The organism is Streptomyces sp. Da 82-17 (assembly GCF_046098215.1).
Lineage (GTDB): Bacteria > Actinomycetota > Actinomycetes > Streptomycetales > Streptomycetaceae > Streptomyces.
Genome location: NZ_JBJURH010000003.1, coordinates 387,330 through 401,953 on the forward strand (window position 1 = coordinate 387,330; position 14,624 = coordinate 401,953).

15 protein-coding genes are annotated in these 14,624 nt (G+C 72.3%); 6 read left to right on the top strand and 9 right to left on the bottom strand.

Going from position 1 to position 14,624, the window contains the following annotated elements:
• Positions 1-83: 83 nt before the first annotated feature.
• Positions 84-1,808, bottom strand: a complete 1,725-nt coding sequence (locus ACIDOF_RS07240; protein ID WP_409004862.1) for an amidohydrolase — start codon at positions 1,806-1,808, stop codon at positions 84-86.
• A 198-nt stretch (positions 1,809-2,006) separates the two neighbouring features.
• Here ACIDOF_RS07240 and ACIDOF_RS07245 point away from each other — a divergent pair, with 198 nt between their 5' ends.
• Positions 2,007-3,218 carry a CaiB/BaiF CoA transferase family protein gene (locus ACIDOF_RS07245; protein WP_409004863.1) on the top strand — a complete coding sequence of 404 codons (1,212 nt, stop codon included), beginning with the start codon at positions 2,007-2,009 and terminating at the stop codon, positions 3,216-3,218.
• Positions 3,219-3,334: 116 nt separating this feature from the next.
• On the opposite strand, the gene ACIDOF_RS07250 is transcribed toward ACIDOF_RS07245, so the two are convergent.
• Complete coding sequence (locus ACIDOF_RS07250; protein ID WP_308940838.1) at positions 3,335-3,604, bottom strand: hypothetical protein; 270 nt, start codon at positions 3,602-3,604, stop codon at positions 3,335-3,337.
• A 568-nt stretch (positions 3,605-4,172) separates the two neighbouring features.
• Positions 4,173-4,982: an SGNH/GDSL hydrolase family protein gene (locus tag ACIDOF_RS07255; RefSeq protein WP_409004864.1), complete on the bottom strand. Its 810-nt coding sequence runs from the start codon at positions 4,980-4,982 to the stop codon at positions 4,173-4,175.
• A gap of 268 nt (positions 4,983-5,250) precedes the next feature.
• Here ACIDOF_RS07255 and ACIDOF_RS07260 point away from each other — a divergent pair, with 268 nt between their 5' ends.
• Complete coding sequence (locus ACIDOF_RS07260; protein ID WP_409004865.1) at positions 5,251-6,360, top strand: DUF5925 domain-containing protein; 1,110 nt, start codon at positions 5,251-5,253, stop codon at positions 6,358-6,360.
• Positions 6,361-6,593: 233 nt separating this feature from the next.
• On the opposite strand, the gene ACIDOF_RS07265 is transcribed toward ACIDOF_RS07260, so the two are convergent.
• Positions 6,594-6,962, bottom strand: a complete 369-nt coding sequence (locus ACIDOF_RS07265; RefSeq protein WP_409004866.1) for a GntR family transcriptional regulator — start codon at positions 6,960-6,962, stop codon at positions 6,594-6,596.
• A gap of 71 nt (positions 6,963-7,033) precedes the next feature.
• Between ACIDOF_RS07265 and ACIDOF_RS07270 the strand changes: the two genes are divergently transcribed.
• Positions 7,034-7,960, top strand: coding sequence for a GNAT family N-acetyltransferase (locus ACIDOF_RS07270; protein WP_409004867.1), 927 nt, complete (start codon positions 7,034-7,036; stop codon positions 7,958-7,960).
• Positions 7,935-8,444: a DUF402 domain-containing protein gene (locus tag ACIDOF_RS07275; RefSeq protein WP_409004868.1), complete on the top strand. Its 510-nt coding sequence runs from the start codon at positions 7,935-7,937 to the stop codon at positions 8,442-8,444. The genes ACIDOF_RS07270 and ACIDOF_RS07275 overlap by 26 nt, the downstream gene beginning before the upstream one ends.
• A gap of 16 nt (positions 8,445-8,460) precedes the next feature.
• Here ACIDOF_RS07275 and ACIDOF_RS07280 read toward each other — a convergent pair whose 3' ends face one another.
• Positions 8,461-9,633 (bottom strand): methyltransferase domain-containing protein, encoded by a 1,173-nt coding sequence (locus ACIDOF_RS07280; protein WP_409004869.1) that lies wholly within the window; start codon positions 9,631-9,633, stop codon positions 8,461-8,463.
• Positions 9,634-9,897: 264 nt separating this feature from the next.
• Here ACIDOF_RS07280 and ACIDOF_RS07285 point away from each other — a divergent pair, with 264 nt between their 5' ends.
• The gene (locus tag ACIDOF_RS07285) at positions 9,898-10,035 is read left to right on the top strand and encodes a hypothetical protein (RefSeq protein WP_409004870.1); all 138 of its coding nucleotides are present in this window, start codon (positions 9,898-9,900) and stop codon (positions 10,033-10,035) included.
• A gap of 131 nt (positions 10,036-10,166) precedes the next feature.
• Here the strand turns inward: ACIDOF_RS07285 and ACIDOF_RS07290 are convergent, their stop codons facing one another.
• From ACIDOF_RS07290 to ACIDOF_RS07305, 4 genes are read right to left on the bottom strand one after another with little or no spacing between them, the layout of a single operon-like run.
• The gene (locus ACIDOF_RS07290) at positions 10,167-10,640 is read right to left on the bottom strand and encodes a GNAT family N-acetyltransferase (RefSeq protein ID WP_409004871.1); all 474 of its coding nucleotides are present in this window, start codon (positions 10,638-10,640) and stop codon (positions 10,167-10,169) included.
• The gene (locus ACIDOF_RS07295) at positions 10,637-12,142 is read right to left on the bottom strand and encodes a tripartite tricarboxylate transporter permease (protein WP_409004872.1); all 1,506 of its coding nucleotides are present in this window, start codon (positions 12,140-12,142) and stop codon (positions 10,637-10,639) included. Before ACIDOF_RS07295 ends, ACIDOF_RS07290 begins: the two co-directional genes overlap by 4 nt.
• A gap of 1 nt (position 12,143) precedes the next feature.
• Entirely contained in the window at positions 12,144-12,680 is a 537-nt protein-coding gene (locus ACIDOF_RS07300) for a tripartite tricarboxylate transporter TctB family protein (protein ID WP_409004873.1), read from the bottom strand.
• Complete coding sequence (locus ACIDOF_RS07305; RefSeq protein WP_409004936.1) at positions 12,677-13,660, bottom strand: Bug family tripartite tricarboxylate transporter substrate binding protein; 984 nt, start codon at positions 13,658-13,660, stop codon at positions 12,677-12,679. The genes ACIDOF_RS07300 and ACIDOF_RS07305 overlap by 4 nt, the downstream gene beginning before the upstream one ends.
• 142 nt (positions 13,661-13,802) lie before the next feature.
• On the opposite strand from ACIDOF_RS07305, the gene ACIDOF_RS07310 reads away from it, so the two are divergent.
• Positions 13,803-14,498, top strand: coding sequence for a response regulator (locus tag ACIDOF_RS07310; protein WP_409004874.1), 696 nt, complete (start codon positions 13,803-13,805; stop codon positions 14,496-14,498).
• Positions 14,499-14,624 lie beyond the last annotated feature (126 nt).

Below are 14,624 nucleotides of genomic sequence, written 5' to 3' on the forward strand. Positions count from 1 at the left end.
AGCAGCCGAACGACAGCGCCGCAGGCTTTCGGGAAGGGGCGGGGAGGGGAAAACTCCCCGCCCCGTGGACTACTTCTGGGGGGTCAGCTCAGGTCCCAGGGACGAGAACCGCTCCTGTGACACCACCGTCGGGGCGGCCAAGTGATCCCGGCCGGAGGCCACTTCTGCCCCGTCTCCTTGAGGAACCACGCCGGAGGCTCGTACATCGGCGGCTCGTACCCCTCCGGGAGGGCCGTCTTCCACGAGACCCCCTCCGTCCGCTCGGCGAACTCCTCCTTCACCGCCCGCAGCCGCTCCGGCTGCGTCACCAGGTCGACCGCGGTCGCCGCCAGATACTTCGCCGCCGCGAGCACCGCCGCCCGCCCGGGCGCGGCCGCCGCGCAGGCCGCGGTCGACCAGGTGTGCATCTTCGTGCCGATGGGCGCGAGCGCCGCGCCCATCGACACGGTCGGCACGTTCCAGCTGATGTCCGCGACGTCCGTGGAGCCGCCGCCCATGAACACCGGGTTGGGCGGCTTGAGTTCGCCGATCTCCGCGTGCAGCCCCTTCTCCGGAAGGCCGAGCGACTTCTGCAGCTCCTTCGCCAACTCCTGTGCCTCGCCGGTGAATTCGGGCGGCCCGATCTGCCGCATGTTGTCGTGCAGGAGCTCGGCGAAGGACCGGGAGGGCAGCTGGTTCCAGCAGGCCGCGGTGATCCGGTGGCTCACCTTCGTCTGCGCGGCCTTCGCCGCGGCCTCGGACACGGCGATCACCTTGTCGAGCAGCACCTGCACGCGCGCGGGGCTGCCTTCGCGTACGTAGTACGAGATCTCGGCGATCTCCGGCGTGACGTTCGGGATGTCGCCGCCGTTGTTGATCACCCAGTGGAGGCGGCCGCTGGGCGCCAGGTTCTCCTCGCGCAGGAACTCCGACATCGTCGCCATCATCACGGCCGCGTCGAGGGCCGACTTGTTGCCGAGCGGGGTGCCGCCGTGCCCGGCGACGCCGAGGAACGTGAACGTGACGGCGGTCATGGCGGTGGTGCTGCCCCAGCCGGTCGCGTTGGCGGTCGACGGGTGCCAGTCGAGGAACGCGTCGAGCCCGTCGTACACGCCCTTGGACACCGCGTACGTCTTGCCGACGAGCGTCTCCTCGGCCGTGGAGCCGAAGAACTTCACGGTGACGGGCAGGTCGTGCCGCTGCGCGGCCTGCGCCACGGCCGCTGCGGCAGCCGCGGCGGCGGTGCCGAGGGCGCTGTGCCCGCAGCCGTGCCCGGGCCCGTACGTCGGCGCGTACGGGTCGTGCACGTACTCCAGCGGGTCGTGCCGGCCGACGCCCTTCTTCTGGGAGAGGCCGGGCAGCGCGTCGTACTCGCCGCTGAAGCCGATGGCCGGGCCGCCCGAGCCGTGCCGGAACGTCGCGGTGAACGCGGTCGGGAAGCCGGCGGTGCCGAACTCCACCTGGAATCCGGCCTTCCGGAGGAAGTCGGCCTGGGCGAGGGACGACTTCCACTCGCGCAGGGACAGCTCGGCCAGCTCCCAGATCTCCTCGTTGAGGCCGGTGACCCGGTCGGCGTGGGAACCGATCCAGGCGAGCGCGCTCCGCTTGGCCGGGCTGTCCTCGGCGAGGCCCTCGGGCGCCTGGTACGGGCCGTCGGCCGCGGCGGGCTCGGCGGCCGCGGCCATCGCCGGGTCGGCGTCGACGGCCGTCGCGGCGGCGGTGACTCCGGCGGCGCCGAGGAGCTGCATGATGCGCCGGCGGCTGAGCGCGGGGTGGCCGACGGCGGCGGTCTCGTGGTCGTGCTCGTGCTGATCGTGCAGGTCACACACGCGGGCCTCCGGGGGTGAGGGCGAGTGGCGCGGACGCGGTGCAGGCAGGCAAACAGGCACACGGGCAACGGGACGGCGGCCCACCGGAGTTCGGTGTAGCCGCCATGCGTCTGACGGTGATCGGCAGCTTGGACCGTGATCGTCCCCACGTCAACAGGCGCGTGACAGCGGGCCGGACGAGGTTCAGGATCGTGGACCATGCAGAGCTCTCCGCGGCCCCCGCAGCCGCTTCCCCTGGACGGGATCACGGTCGTCGCCGTCGAGCAGGCCGTGGCGGCGCCGTTCGCGACGCGTCAGCTGGCCGATCTGGGCGCCCGCGTGATCAAGGTCGAGCGTCCGGACGGCGGTGATTTCGCGCGCGGCTACGACACGGCGGCGGCCGGTCTGGCCTCGCATTTCGTGTGGGCGAACCGCGGCAAGGAGTCGCTCGCGGTGGACCTGAAGGATCCGCGCGGTCTCGCGGTGGTGCGGGCCCTGGTCGCGGAGGCGGACGTGTTCGTGCAGAACCTGGCGCAGGGCGCGGCGGCCCGCCTTGGCCTGGACGCGGAGTCGCTGTGCGCGGCGCATCCGCGGCTCGTGGCGGTGGACATCTCGGGGTACGGGGCGGGCGGCCCGTACGCGGACAAGCGGGCGTACGACATGCTCGTGCAGTGCGAGGCGGGGCTGGTGTCGGTGACGGGGACGCCGGAGCAGCCGGTGAAGGCGGGCATCCCGGCGGCCGACATCGCGGCGGCGATGTACGCGTTCTCGGGGGTACTGGCGGCGCTGCTCAGGCGGTCGACGACGGGGCTCGGCGGTGTGGTGGAGGTGTCGATGCTGGAGGCGCTCGCGGAGTGGATGGGCCATCCGCTGCACCATGCGATGCACGGGGGCGAACCCCCGGCGCGCACGGGCCTCGCGCACGCCGTGATCGCTCCGTACAACGCGTACGGGACGGCGGACGGGGCGCGGGTGCTGTTGTCGGTGCAGAACGACCGGGAGTGGCGGCGGCTGGCCGAACTGGTCCTGGAGCGGCCGGAGTTGGGCACGGACCCGGCGTACGCGACGAACGCGGCGCGGACGGCGCACCGGGAGGCGACGGACGGGCTGGTGGGGAGTGCGCTGGGTCGGCTGGACGTGGACACGGCGCTGGCGCGGTTGGAGAAGGCGGGGATCGCGTGTGCGCGGCTGCGGGACGTCACGGAGGTGGCGGCGCATCCGCAGTTGGCGGCGCGGGAGCGGTGGCGCGAGGTGGGGTCGCCGGTGGGGCCGTTGCGGGCGTTGTTGCCGCCGGTGACCTTGCCGGGTGGGGTGGAGCCGGCGATGGGTGCGGTGCCCGCGCTCGGCGAGCACACCGGGGCGCTGCTGCGTGCCGTGGGGATGTCGGACGCCGAGATCGCAGCGTTGCGCCGGGACGGTGTGGTCGCCTGAGCGGGGTGGTCACCGGGGTGCGGTGACCGGCTGAGCGTGACGGGCCGGGGTGTGGCCCGCGGGCTGCGGGCTCACACTGTCGTGCTCTGCTCTGTCCTGCTCGCTTCCGGGCCGGCTCAGTGGCCGCCGAAGAGCGAGCGGGTCAGCCGCCGGAGCGGCGCGAAGAGAGAGACCTTGCGCACACGGGCCACGCGGCTCGTGCGCTCGTGCGCCACATCACGCGTGGTGAGCTCGCGCATCAGCAACGTCGCGTCCGCCGACTCGCGCTGCGGAACGGCAGGGCCGCCCAGCACCGACAGATGGCGGTCGAGACGAGAGCTGGTCGCACTGCTCCCGCAGGTGATCGCAGGGACTCGCGCCCTGCTGCGCACTGTTATCTGTTCCATGTCACTCCCCACCCGTACGAGGGCACCCGGCCCGGGCAGGTTAACCCTATCGCCCCGCCATGACACTCGTGTATCCCGGTCACAGGATTCACTTCCACCTTAAGGATGTTGACACTCACTCGTTGAATACGCCTTATTCCAGGGCGAGTTGGACAAGTGGGGCGCGACCGCGTCATGGTGACCGACCGTTACCCCGTGGTCGGCCGGGAGCCTGTTCGCCCGTACCGCCGAATGGCGGAACACGGCGTGTCCCGGTGACCTGTGTGGACCGTAACGCGGCGCGGGGACTTGAGGTCTGTGATGATCGCCACTTTCCGGCGCGGCGATGTTTACGGGGCCGAAACGCGGGGCCGAGAGCGACCCGGCGGGCACGCTCCGTCACACTCGGCGCCGCATCGGAGGCTCAAGTCGCGCTCTCGCGAGGCAAGTTGACGAGTCGTCCGTCCGGCGACCTCGACGGGCGGGAGCCCCGGTCGCACCCGGGGCCCCCGCCCGCGTACTGCGGTCGTACTCACGTGGTCGTTCTATGTGGGGGTGAAGCTGAGGGGGCTCGTGCGGCTTGTCGGGCTCACACGGTGCCGTTGAAGGTGGGCAGGTATCCGCCCGACTGCCCGGCGGCGGTGGGGTGGTACGACTCGCCGATGTTGCTCCAGTTCACGCTGTGCAGCCAGGAGTCGCCCGAGCAGATCTCGTGGCCGGTGAAGGCCGAGGTGGGGTTGCCGAAGGCGAAGCCGTGGTCGGCGGCCCGCTTGGCGGTGGCGGCGTTGAGGTGGTCGGCGGCCCCGTTGATGGCGGCGCGCTCGTTCTCGGTGAGGCCCGCGACACAGCTGCCGCTGAGCTTGTAGAAGCGCGGGTAACCGAGCACGGCGACCTGCGCGTTGGGGGCCTTGCCGCGGATGGCGTCGTAGGTCGTGTCGAGCTTGCCGGGAAGCGTCGTGTCGACATATCGCTTCGCCTCGTTGACGCGGGCGATGCAGGCGCTCTCGGACTGCAGGACACAGGTGGTCATGACGTCGGCGAAGCCCGCGTCGTTGCCGCCGACGGTGATGGAGACGAGCGTGGTGCCCGAATTGAGCGGCCCCAGCTGGCTGCTGACGACGTCTCCGGTACGGGCGCCGGAGCAGGCGGTGAACGAGAAGGACGCGGGCGAGTTGGCGTTCGCCCAGAGCACGGGGTAGGCCTTGGTGCTGCGCTTGCAGCTGCCGCTCCCGCTGTCGTAACTTCCGGCGCCGACACCGGAGGAGTAGGAGTCGCCGAGCGCCACATAGGACTCGGCCGCCGCGCCCTCCGCGGCCCCTGCGGTGCCCGCTCCGGTGAGAGCTAAGCCTGCGGCCAGGAGAAGTGACGCGGCGTAAGCCTTGGTTCGGGACAGTCTCATGGAACCTCCCTTGAGCAGGATCTCTGCATCAGCCGTGGTAGCACGGGGCGCGAGCCGCCGGGAGTGTCCATGCCAAGGAGGTTCCGTGTGGGGACCTACACGCGAATCAGGTTTGACCTGCGATTCGCCCCTTCACAGAACAACTCCCTGGCTATGTCCGGTAAATGACGGGCTGGCAGATGTGATATGGCGCCGTCGCGGGGGCGCGGCCCGCCCGGCCCGAGGAAATGCGGTGCGCCGTCGCCGGGCGTGCCCGATCATGGGCCGCATGCCAGCTGACGACCCTCACGGCGCCCTCCCGATCCGGCTCAACGTCGATGACAGCGACTCCCCTTCGGACGTCGTCGACGCGCTGTTCCTCGGCCGCTTCGCCACGGGCGAGCAGCCGTACGCGCACAGCTCGTCGATCGACCGCGTCAAGTCCGGCCTGACCCTGGTCCCGCCGGGGGCGACGGTGCTGCGCGCCGCGCGGGACGACGACCGCAGCGCGACCCTCGCCGAGGGCGACGGCTGGACGCTGCTCGTCTCCCGCTGGAGCCGCGGCGCGGACGTCACCGTCACCGCGGTCACCGAGGAGCTCGCCCGCGAGATCGTGAAGCAGTCCACGGACGGCGCCGCCGACGAACCCGAACCCCAGCCGGAGAACGTCCCGATGGGCTTCTGGTACGTGTCGCCGCGCCGCGGTCCGCACCGCACGACCCGGCAGATCTCCGCCGGTACGTGGGACGAGATCCGCCCCAACTACACGGCGCCGGTGGCCGAGGCCATGGACCGCCTGATGAAGACCACGCCCGAGGACATCGCGGGCCGCCTCCTCCTGTTGCACGGCCCGCCCGGCACCGGCAAGACCTCCGCGCTGCGCACGCTCGCCCGCTCGTGGCGCGACTGGTGCCAGGTCGACTGCGTGCTCGACCCGGAGCGGCTGTTCTCCGACGTCGGATATCTGATGGACATCGCGATCGGCGAGGACGACGCGGCCGGCGGACGCTGGCGGCTGCTGCTCCTCGAGGACTGCGACGAACTGATCCGCGGCGAGGCCAAGCACACGGCGGGCCAGGCCCTGTCCCGGCTGCTCAACCTCACCGACGGGCTGCTCGGCCAGGGCCGCAACGTCCTGGTCGGCGTCACCACCAACGAGGACCTGGAGCGCCTCCACCCCGCCGTGGTCCGCCCCGGCCGCTGCCTGGCCCGCATCGAGGTCGGCGGCCTGACCCGCGCCGAGTCCCTCGACTGGCTGGGGCCGGACTTCCCGGACCGCGAGGAGGCGGTCGGCCGCGACGGCGCGACCCTCGCCGAACTCTTCGCCCTGCGGCGCGGCACGACCCCGACATCGGTACCGGACCAGCGGGTGGGGGCGGACGCGGGGTTGTACCTGTAGCTGCTTCTCCCCCACCCCGCCCCTTCCCGAAAGTCCTCAGCGGACAACTCCGGTGGCTGCCGCCCCCGGGCCCCGAGGTCGTCTTTCGGCTGCGGCGCCACTGTGGCTGGTCGCGCAGTTCCCCGCGCCCCTGAGCCGGGGCTCCGCCCCGGAGCCCCGGATAGGGGCGCGGGGAACTGCGCGACCAGCCACAGTGGCGCGGCAGACGAAAGACAGCCGCGCACCCCCGAGTTCTACTCGTACGCAGCGCGCAGCGCGTCCCGTACCGCGTCAAGGGCGGCCCCTTGGTCCAGGCCGAGGCGACGCGCCTCCCGCGCATACGCCTGCGCCGCAGCAGCCGCGTGCCGCTCCGCCGCATCCCCCGCCGCGGCGACGAACGTTCCGTTGCGCCCGCGCGTCTCGATGACGCCGTCCGCCTCCAGCGCGCGGTACGCCTTGGCCACCGTGTTCGCGGCGAGGCCGAGTTCCTGCGCGAGCCCGCGTACCGTCGGGAGTTTGTGGCCCACGGGCAGCTCGCCCGACCTGGCCTGCTCGGAGATCTGGGCGCGCACCTGCTCGTAGGGCGCGCCGGCTTCGTGGTCGACGTGGATCTTGAGGGTCACGGTTCGATTCTGGCGCACGGTCGGGAAATTCGAAGGCGCGGGCACTGGTTCGCGTCGTACCGTCCGTCCCCATGACTGTGCTCGTACGAGAATTCCGCCCCGAGGACGCCGAGGCGACCGCCGAAGTGCTGCGTGCCGCCATCCCGTTCATGGTGACGACGCCCGAGGAGATCGTGTGGTCGGCGGCGCACGCCAACCCGGCGAGCGCCTACAAGCTGCTGGTCGCCGAGGTCGACGGCCGGATCGTCGGCCGCGCCCAGGTCGGCCTCGCGTACGAGAGCGGCACGCCGGGCCAGGCGTACGCGAATGTGTACGTGCACCCGGACCACCTGGGGCGCGGGGCGGGCTCGCTGCTCGTGCGAACCGCCGAGGAGCATCTGGCGTTCGCGGGCGCGAGCTCCGTCTACTCGTGGGTCCTCGACGGGCCCGCGAACCGGTCGTTCGCCGAGCGGCGCGGCTACCGGGCCCGCCGTTCCGCGCACTTCCTGCGGCTCGCCCTGGACGAGGGCACGCTGCCGCCGCCGCCCGAGACGCCTGCCGGGGTCGAGCTGGCCACGGCGGCGGACTTCGCGGACGACCCGCGGCCGCTGTTCGCGCTCGACGCCGAGACGACGGCGGACGAGCCGAGCGACGTCGGGGCCGAACTCGACGACTACGAGGACTGGTTGACCGGCACGTGGGGCCACCCGAGCCTGGACCGCGAGCTGACCGTGGTGGCCGTGGTCGACGGCGTGCCGGCGGCGTTCACCGCGGCCCGCACCGACCGGGTCAGCCGGTACACGTCGGGGATGACCGGCGTGCTGCGCGCGCACCGGGGCCGCGGGCTCGCCAAGCTGGTCAAGGCACACTCACTGCACCGGGCCCGGGCCGCGGGCCTCACCGAGGCGTTCACCGGCAACGACGCCGGCAACGAGCCGATGCTCGCGGTCAACAAGTGGTTCGGGTACGAGATCTGCGCGACGGAGGTACGGCATGTCCGGGAACTCGGCATCGGCTGAGGAGGGCGGCATCGTGGACGTGGTCCTGCGCAAGGCGGGGCGGACGAAGATCGGCTATCCGGCGACGCTGCTGAGCGACGACGGCACCCACCTGGTGGTGCGCGCCCTCTGGGCGGGCGAGGGCGCACGCGACTTCGGCTTCGTCCGCTTCGAGCCGGGCGACGTGTTCACCGAGCACTACTGGCGGGACCGGTGGTACGCGGTGAAGGAGGTCCGGGCCGGCGACGGGGAGTTGAAGGGCTGGTACTGCGACGTGACCCGGCCGGCCGAGGCAGGCCCGGACGGGATCGTCGTCGAGGACCTGGACCTCGACCTGTGGGTGTCCGCCGACGGCACGTCCGTGCTGCGCCTCGACGAGGACGAGTTCGCCGAGAGCGGCCTCGCCGAGCGGGACCCCGACGCCGCAGCGGCGGCCACGGCGGCCCTGGACGAGCTGGAACTCCTCGCCAGGAAGGGCGAGTTGGAGTCCCTGCTCGCGACCTGAGCCGCCGCGCCCGGCGCTACCCCGCGCTCATCGGCAACACCACCGCCCTCCCGGCGGCCCCCTGCTCGTACGCGACCGGGTCGTCGTCCTCGTGCCAGTGGACGACGAACCGCTCCCCGGCCCGGTAGGCGTCCAGGCCCGCCCGGCAGTACGCCACCATGTCGTCGGGCAGGGCGTCCAGCGCGTACCAGCCGAGCTCGGAGCACTTCCCGGGCTCGCGGTTGACGGGGGTGCCGCCCGCGCCGTGGTCCGCCTCGAAGAACCAGCCGATGCGGGGTGCGGCGCCGGGGCCGCGGTGCTGCATGACGAGGGCGACCCGCAGGTCCTCCGGGGCGAGGCGGAGCCCGACCTCCTCCTCGGCCTCCCGGATCACCGCGGCGCGGACGTCCTCGCCGTCCTCGGTGTGGCCGGACGGGGCGTGCAGCAGGCCGTCCGCGTACCCGGTGTCCTTGCGGCGGGCGAGCAGCACCTCGTCGCCGCTGCGCACGATCAGGTGGACGTCGACGACCTCCGTGTGGCGGCGCGGTCCGGCCACGGCAGCCACCACCGCGTACCGCTCGTCCGTGACCGGGCCGCCCCACAGCCGGGCGTCGGCGGACAGCGACTCGGTGTGCACGCGCCCGGCGAGCGGGGCGAGGGCGCGGGTGAGCCGGGTGAGGGGCAGGCCGACGGGGCTCTGCTCACCCCAGACGCCCTCGACGAGGACGAGCCGGCCGCCGGGCCTGAGCAGCGTGCACCAGTGGCGCAGGACGGACTCCGGGTCGGGCAGCATCCACAGCACGTGCCGGGCGAGGACCACGTCGAAGCGGCGGCCGTCGAGCGGGGGTCTGGCCGCGTCCCCGACGAGCACCTCGGCGTCCGTGCCGGCGAGCTTCGCCCGTGCGTGCTCGACCATGCGCGGTGCGCTGTCGACGGCGGTGACGCGGTGCCCCCGCTCGGCGGCGAGCAGGGCCAGGCTGCCGGTGCCGCAGCCCAGGTCGAGCACGTCCGCGGGCGCTTCCGGCAGCCAGTCCGCGAGGCGGTCGGCCCAGGCGGCGCGGACGTCGGCGTCGCGCAGGCCGTGGTCGGGGGCGTCGTCGAAGTGGGGCGCGGCCGCGTTCCAGTCGATGGGGCGGTCGAGGGTGTCGAAGTCGAAGTCCGCGGCGCGTTCCGCACGCTCCGTGCCGTTGCCTGTGCTCTCGGTGGTCATGGTGCCGATGGTCGCAGCCGCCACTGACAACGGCGTTCGCCCGCAAGCCGGTTGGGGCGCGGGCGCTCGGCCACAGGAGTGCACAGGGGGCGCAGGGGGCGCAGGAACGGCCCCGGAGAACGTGATCCACACCTCCGAGCGCGGGCCCACGCACCAGACGGAGTGACGCAGGCCACAGACAGGGGTGCGGTGATGGGTGACGCTCCTCTTCCGGGTCTGTCTCCGGAACGCGGAACCAGGCCTGCTCCACCCTAGGAGGCCGTCATGCGTCGCCAGACCCTGCACAAGCCCCTGATCCGCCCCGCCGCCCGCCGCCGCGCCGAGGAGCGCAGCGAGGAGGCGGCCCGCCCGCGCCCGGAGATCCGCAAGGACATCCGCAGAACGTGGTGGCCGGAGAGCTGAACGTCGAATTCACGGGCCCCGAAGGGGCGCGGGGCAGTGACATCAGCGGCTCCGCCGCGGGGCGCGACCAGCCACGACGGCGCCGCAGGAACGACGAACCGCCGGAGGCTTTCGGGAAGGGGCGGGGAGATTCACGCGCCCGCCCCCACCCCCTTGCGGTAGTGGATCCGGTCGTACGGCCCCTCGACGGTGCGCTCGACCACCTCGTAGCCGTACCGCGCGTACATCTTCTGGTTCTCCCACATCATCGCGTTCGTGAGGAGCCGGACTTCCGGAAGGCCGAGCTCCAGCGCCCGGGATTCCACGAAGGCGAGCAGCGCACGGCCCACCCCGCGCCCGTGGGCGTCGGGGTGGACGGCGATCGACTCCAGGTAGAGGTGGTCGGCGTGCGGGACGAGGACCACCAGGCCGATGACGGGGTCACCGGTGACGAACACCCGGCCCGCCGCCACGTCCGCCGCGTGGTCCCGGTCCATCGGCGCGGGCCGGAGCCCGATGCGCTCGATGTAGTGGTGGTACGCGGCGTCCGTCACCGCGCGTACGGCGGCGGTGTCGGTCGTGGTGGCGGGCCGGATGCCGGAGAGGCCGGAGGAAGGAAGCGTCATGCGTCGACGGTACGGTCCGAACTGCCGCGCACGAACAGCTTCTTGAGCAGCGGCCACGCGAGCAGGAGCACGACCACCGCGTACACCGTCACCGCGAACGGCGTGTTCACGAGCCCCGTGACGCTGCCGTCGCTGATCTGCAGGGCGCGGCGCAGCTGCTGCTCGGCGGCCGGGCCGAGGATGACGCCGATGACGGCGGGCAGGACGGGCAGTCCGTAGCGCCGCATGCCGAAGCCGATCAGGCCGATGACGAGCAGGATCACCAGGTCGAGCGCCTCACCGCCGACCGCGTACGCGCCGACCGCGGCGAAGAACAGGATGCCCGCGTACAGGTACGGCCGCGGGATCCGCAGCAGCTTCGCCCAGAGCGGGGCCAGCGGCAGGTTCAGGGCGAGCAACAGCACCATGCCGACGAACAGCGAGGCGATCAGGCCCCACACCAGCTCCGGTTCGCGTTCGAAGAGGAGCGGGCCCGGCTGGATGCCGTACTGCTGGAACGCGGCGAGCATCACGGCCGCGACGGCGGTGGTCGGCAGGCCGAGGGTCAGCATGGAGACGAGGGTTCCGGCGGCCGACGCGGAGGCGGCGGACTCGGGGCCGGCGACGCCCTCGATGGCGCCCTTGCCGAACTCGTCCTTGTGCTTGGAGAGCCGCTTCTCGGTGACGTACGAGAGGAACGTGGGGATCTCCGCGCCGCCGGCCGGGATCGCGCCGAACGGGAAGCCGATGAGGGGGCCGCGCAGCCAGGACTTCCAGGAGCGCTTGACGTCCCCCTTGCCGAGCCACGGGCGGCCGACGGGGATGGCCTCGCCGGTGGTGCGGCGCAGATGCGCGGCGACCCACAGGGCCTCGCCGATCGCGAACAGGCCCACCGCGACGATCACCACGTCGACGCCGTCGGCGAGTTGCAGCGAGCCGAAGGTGAGGCGCTGCTGGCCGGTCATCTGGTCGAGGCCGATCAGGCCGATGGTGAGACCGATGAGCAGGGAGGCCATGCCGCGGATGCGGGAGGAGCCGAGGACGCTGGTCACCGCGATGAACGCGAGGACCATGATGGCGAAGTAGTCGGGCGCGCCGATGTCGACGGCGAGTTCGGCGACCTTCGGGGCGAGCGCGACGAGCAGGATCGTGCCGACCATGCCGCCCGCGAAGTGGCCGATGGCGGCGGCCGCGAGGGCCTGTGCGCCGCGCCCGGCCTTGGCCATCGGGTTGCCCTCCAGGGCCGCGACGACGGCGGCGCTCTCCCCGGGGGTGTTGAGCAGGATGGACGTGGTGGAGCCGCCGAACATCGCGCCGTAGTAGATGCCGGCGAACATGATGAACGCGGCCGTCGGGTCGAGCCCGTACGTCACGGGGAGCAGCAGGGCGACGGCCATGGCGGGGCCGATGCCGGGCAGGACGCCGATGGCGGTGCCGAGGAGCACGCCTATGGCGGCCCAGAGCAGGTTGAGCGGGGACAGCGCCGTGCCGAAGCCGTCCAGCAGGGAGTTGAGGGCGTTCATGTCACAGCACTCCCATCAGCGGACCACCGGGCAGCGGCACCCCGAGCAGGTTGTTGAAGACGACGTAGGTGAGCAGGGAGAGCCCGGCGGCGATCAGCGGGTCGCGGTCGAAGCGGCGGCTGCCGAGCGCGAAGGCCGCGCCCCAGAAGAGCAGCGCTCCGGCGACCGGGAAGCCGAGCGGGTCGATCAGGACGGCGGTCGCGAGGAAGACCCCGGCGAGGAGCAGCACGGTGCGCCAGTCGGCGGGTTCGGACAGGTCGACGTCCTCGCCGGTCTCGGACTCGCCGCGGCCGCCGCGCAGCACGTCGACGGCGAGCAGGGCGGCGACGACGAGGAGGCCGATCCCGACGACGACGGGCACGGTCTTCGGGCCGACGGGGCCGCGCTGGGCGATGTCGACGTCCATGGTGAGCGCGTCGGTGAGGACGAGCACGCCGAGCACCAACAGCAGGACGGACACGCCGAGTTCGGAGTGCTCCTTGAGCCAGGACCGGCGCGGCTCGGCCGGGGCGGGGGACGTCTCGGTGGTCGTGCTCACAGGCCCAGCTCCTTCAGTACGGACACGACGCGCTTGTCCTGGGCTTCGAGGAAGGCGCCGAACTCGTCGCCGGTGGCGAAGGCGTCCTCCCAGCCGTTCTTCTTCATCGACTTCTGCCACTGCTTCGAGGCGTGCAGCTTCTTCACGAGGCCGGTGAGCTTCTCGCGCTCGGTGTCGGAGAGGCCGGGCGGGGCGACGATGCCGCGCCAGTTGGTGAAGTTCACGTCGTAGCCGGACTCCTTGAGGGTCGGCCCGTCCAGGCCCTCGACCCGCTTCGGCCCGGTCACGGCGAGCAGCCGCAGCTCGCCCGACTTGATCTGGTCGAGGTACTCGCCGACGCCGGAGACGCCGAACGCCACCTTGTTGCCGAGGATCGAGGCGAGGAGTTCACCGCCGCCGTCGAACGGCACGTAGTTGACCTTCTTCGGCTCGATCCCGGCCGCGCGCGCCATCAGCATCGGCGCGATGTGGTCGGGCCCGCCGGGCGAGGAGCCGCCGCCGACCGGCATCTTGCCCGGGTTCTTCTTCCAGGCGTCGATCAGGTCCTCGATGGTCTTGTACGGGGAGTCCTTGGCGACCACCACGACGTCCTGCTCCTCGGTGAGGCGGGCGATCGGGGTGGTGTCGGCGAGGGTCTTGGGCGAGTGGTTGGAGCGCGCCGCACCCACGACGCCCAGGCCCATGGACATGGCGAGCTTGCCGTTGCCGTGCTCGCCGACGAGCCGGGTCAGCCCCACGGTGCCGCCCGCGCCGGGCAGGTTGAACACCTCGATGTTGTGGGTGAGCCCGGCGTCCTCGGCGTCCTTGGCCGCGGTGCGGGCCGTGATGTCGTAGCCGCCGCCCGGTGTGTTGGGGACCATGAAGCGCAGGCCCGGGATCTGTGTGCCGGTGTCGGCGCCGCTGCCCGAGGTGAGCAGCGGCGGCCCGGCGAGCACGAGCAGCGCGGCCCCGAGCAGGGCGAGGGGAGTGCGCAGACGCACGTGTGCCACCACCTGTCGGTACGTGAAGGGGAAAGGGTCGCTTGTGAGGTGGCCCACATGTTGCCTGGGCGTTAACAAGCTGTCTCTCTTCCGCAAGCAACGGACGTTGTGGTCGTTGTGGTCGGCTACCTAGCCTGACGCGGTGAACGAGCCGACGAAAGTCCTGGTCGTGGACGACGACTTCATGGTGGCCAAGCTGCACGGCCGCTGCGTGTCCGCGATGGACGGATTCACGGTGGCCGGGGTCGCGCACAGCGGCGCCGAGGCCCTGCGCGCCGCGGAGCGGCTGCAGCCCGATCTCGTGCTCCTCGACGTGTACCTGCCGGACATGGACGGCATCGCCGTACTGCGGGAGCTCAGGGCTGCGGAGGAGCGGGATCCGGCGCGGCCGCGGGTCGACGCGCTGTTCATCACGGCGGCCCGGGACGCGGAGGTGATCCGCTCCGCGCTGCGCGCCGGTGCGCTGCACTACCTGATCAAACCGTTCAACCAGGCGGCGCTGCAGGAGCAGTTGCGGCACGTGGCCGCGCTGCGGGCCCGCCTCGACGACCTGGGCGAGGCCCGCCAGGAGGACGTCGACCAGATCTTCGGCACCCGCCCGCCGGGCTCCCGCGAACTGCCGAAGGGCCTCGCGGCGCACACGGCGGACCTGGTCGAGCGGGTGCTGCGCGCGGAGCCGGGCGGCCTGTCGGCCTCGCAGTGCGCTCAGGCGGGCTCGCTGTCCCGCGTCAGCGCCCGCCGCTACCTGGAGTTCTTCGCGGACACGGGCCGCGTCGAGGTGACCCTGAAGTACGGGGGCACGGGGCGGCCGGAGCGGCGGTACCGGTGGGTGGGGTGAGCGCGCCGCGCTGCCGAGCGGGAGGAACCGGACGTTCCGCCGCGCTGCTTTAACCGCCTCTGAGCCGACCCTTAAAGCGACCATAAGGATCGCCAAGACCCGGGCTCAGCAGGCGATTTCACGGTT

Coding starts and splice junctions, on each gene's coding strand:
- ACIDOF_RS07285 (WP_409004870.1), top strand. CDS start 9,898: ATGCGTCGCCAGACCCTGCACAAGCCCCTGATCCGCCCCGCCGCCCGC.
- ACIDOF_RS07275 (WP_409004868.1), top strand. CDS start 7,935: ATGTCCGGGAACTCGGCATCGGCTGAGGAGGGCGGCATCGTGGACGTG.
- ACIDOF_RS07250 (WP_308940838.1), bottom strand. CDS start 3,604: ATGGAACAGATAACAGTGCGCAGCAGGGCGCGAGTCCCTGCGATCACC.
- ACIDOF_RS07290 (WP_409004871.1), bottom strand. CDS start 10,640: ATGACGCTTCCTTCCTCCGGCCTCTCCGGCATCCGGCCCGCCACCACG.
- ACIDOF_RS07255 (WP_409004864.1), bottom strand. CDS start 4,982: ATGAGACTGTCCCGAACCAAGGCTTACGCCGCGTCACTTCTCCTGGCC.
- ACIDOF_RS07260 (WP_409004865.1), top strand. CDS start 5,251: ATGCCAGCTGACGACCCTCACGGCGCCCTCCCGATCCGGCTCAACGTC.
- ACIDOF_RS07270 (WP_409004867.1), top strand. CDS start 7,034: ATGACTGTGCTCGTACGAGAATTCCGCCCCGAGGACGCCGAGGCGACC.
- ACIDOF_RS07295 (WP_409004872.1), bottom strand. CDS start 12,142: ATGAACGCCCTCAACTCCCTGCTGGACGGCTTCGGCACGGCGCTGTCC.
- ACIDOF_RS07245 (WP_409004863.1), top strand. CDS start 2,007: ATGCAGAGCTCTCCGCGGCCCCCGCAGCCGCTTCCCCTGGACGGGATC.
- ACIDOF_RS07280 (WP_409004869.1), bottom strand. CDS start 9,633: ATGACCACCGAGAGCACAGGCAACGGCACGGAGCGTGCGGAACGCGCC.